This window comes from Streptomyces hygroscopicus subsp. hygroscopicus (genome assembly GCF_001553455.1).
Classification (GTDB): Bacteria; Actinomycetota; Actinomycetes; order Streptomycetales; family Streptomycetaceae; genus Streptomyces; species Streptomyces hygroscopicus.
The window spans coordinates 1-2,500 of the sequence record NZ_BBOX01000359.1; the positions used below are offsets into that span (position 1 = coordinate 1).

2 protein-coding genes are annotated in these 2,500 nt (G+C 73.8%); one reads left to right on the forward strand and one right to left on the reverse strand.

Annotated features, from left to right (window positions below; translation table 11 throughout):
- The first annotated feature begins 284 nt into the window (after window positions 1-284).
- A complete protein-coding gene (locus tag AXW62_RS31130; protein ID WP_060947441.1) occupies window positions 285-1,481 on the forward strand; it encodes an amino acid deaminase/aldolase in 1,197 nt (398 codons plus the stop codon).
- Window positions 1,482-1,798: 317 nt separating this feature from the next.
- On the opposite strand, the gene AXW62_RS31135 is transcribed toward AXW62_RS31130, so the two are convergent.
- Window positions 1,799-2,497: a hypothetical protein gene (locus AXW62_RS31135; protein ID WP_079115888.1), complete on the reverse strand. Its 699-nt coding sequence runs from the start codon at window positions 2,495-2,497 to the stop codon at window positions 1,799-1,801.
- Window positions 2,498-2,500: the final 3 nt, after the last annotated feature.

Below are 2,500 nucleotides of genomic sequence, written 5' to 3' on the forward strand. Positions count from 1 at the left end.
GCGCGGGGGATGTGCGGGGCGTGGTGGGGGCGTGCTGTGGGGTGAGTGCGCCTGTTCCGCGTCGGTGCTCACCTGCACCCCCTCGCACCCGTCGACACCTGGTTCACCTGACTCCGTCCGGTTCGCCGTGCCGCCGCACCGCCTTTCAGGCAGGTCGGCCCGTATACGGACAACACGCCCCTGACCTGCCGGTCGTGGCGTGCGCGACACTCTACGGGCAGCGGGGGCCCTGCGCACCGGCTGCCCTCTACCCAGTGGTAACGGCGGTCTGGCAAGCTGCGTCCATGTCCGCTGCCGCCGCTGACCGGGTCCGGTACGACCGGGCCACCGCCCATCTCGAAGCGCCCGTGGCGATTGTCGACCTGGATGCCTTCGACGACAACGCACGGAATCTGGTCCGCCGGGCGGGAGGCAAACCGATCCGTGTCGCCAGCAAGTCGGTGCGCTGCCGGGCGCTGTTGGAGCGGGTGCTGGCGCGGGACGGCTTCGCGGGGATCATGAGCTTCACGCTCCCGGAGTCGCTGTGGCTGGCGCGCGAGGGGTTCGACGACGTCCTGCTCGCCTACCCCTCCACCGACCGGGACGGTTTCGCCACCCTGACCAGCGACCCCAAGCTGGCGGCCGCGGTGACGGTCATGGTGGACGACCCCGCCCAGCTCGATCTGATCGACAGCGTGCGCGCCGGGACCGAAGAGGTCCGGGTCTGTCTGGAATGGGACACCTCGCTGCGGCTGCTCGGCGGCCGGGTGCGGGTCGGGGCGCTGCGCTCACCGCTGCGCGAACCGGAGCAACTGGCCGGGCTGGCCCGGCTGATCGCCCGCCGTCCCGGCTTCCGGCTGGTCGGGCTGATGGCGTACGAGGGTCATGTGGCGGGCGTGGGCGACGCGGTGGCGGAGCGGCCGCTGCGGTCGCGCGCCATCCGGCTGATGCAGTCCGTGGCCCGCCGGGAACTCGCGGCGCGCCGGGCCGCGGCCGTACGGGCGGTGCGGGCCGAGGCGGACCTGGAGTTCGTCAACGGCGGCGGTACCGGCAGTGTGCAGCACACCGCGGCGGAGGACGCGGTGACGGAGATCGCCGCCGGGTCCGGCCTCTACCAGCCGCGCCTCTTCGACCACTACACCTCCTTCCGCGGCCGTCCGGCCGCGCTGTTCGCGCAGCCGGTGGTGCGGCGGCCGGGGGTGGGCGTGGTGACGGTGCTCGGCGGCGGCTATCCGGCGTCGGGCGCCGCGGGCCGGGACCGGCTGCCGGTGCCGTACCTGCCGGAGGGGCTCGCGTACGACGCGATGGAGGGGCCGGGTGAGGTGCAGACCCCGCTGCTGGGCACGGCCGCCGACGATCTGCTGATCGGCGACAAGGTGTGGTTCCGGCACGCCAAGGCGGGCGAGCTGTGCGAGCGGTTCGACACGCTGCGGCTGATCGAGGGGGACCGGGTGGTGGCGAGCGTGCCGACGTACCGGGGCGAGGGCAGAACGTTCCTCTGACCGGCGCGCTTCCGCACACAGCCCGGTGGGGCGCTCGCTGACCGCCGCGCTTCTTCGAAAAGCCGCGTGGGACGCTTCGCTGACCGGCGCGCTTCTCCGACAGCCCGGTGGCGCGCTTCGCTGCCCGCCGCGCTTCTCCACCCAGCCTCGTGGGACGCTTCGCTGACCGGCGCGCTTCTCCGACAGCCCGGTTCTCCGAACAGCCGCTTCGCTGACCGGTGCGCGCCTGCGAGGGGCGGGTTTGGCCGAAGGTCGCGCTTCACTGACCGGCGCGTTGCGCTGAGACGCCCCGGACGCACGCCCCGTACGGCGGCCCCCTACACGGACCGGCCGTCGCCCGCCAGCGCCTCGATGCCCTTGACGATCTTGTCCATGTCGCTGAGCGGCGGCGCCTCGTCGCTCACGTCGAAGCCGAAGCGCACCACGACCATGGTGTCCGGCACGGTCGGCGAGGGGAAGGCGACCGACTGGACGATGCCGTCGTCGCCCTTCTTCGTCACCACCTTCCAGCGGACCAGGTAGCCCTTCTCGCCCGCGACGTCGACCGCCGACTCCTTGAGCTGCTTGTGGGAGGTGATCCCGCCGTACGCCTTGCGGTCGGTGTTCTCGTCCTGGCCGTAGGACTCCTCGGCGTTCTGCGCGATGTCCTCCTCGGCTATGCCCTTGGCGGACGTGGCCTTGTAGCCGTCGGCGGTCCGGGAGAAGGCGCCGCCGCGCACGCAGTCGGTGGACGGGTCGCCCGGGCAGGGGTAGCGGGAGGTGGTGACGCCCGCGCCGCCGGAGCTGCTGCGCCCCGCCTGCCAGCCGGAGAGCACCGGCAGGCTGATGCCGTTGACGGGGTCCGGGGCGGTGTCCGGGTCGTAGCTGGGCTGCGCGCTGGGCCCGTCCGAGGGGCTGTCCGGGGTGGGCACGCCCGGGGCCGGGTCGCCGCCGTCCCGCGGGGCGGAGGAGCTGGGGGCGGGGCCGGACCGGGCGTTCCCGCCGCCGCCGTCGCCGTCGCCGCCGTCGCCCAGCAGCGC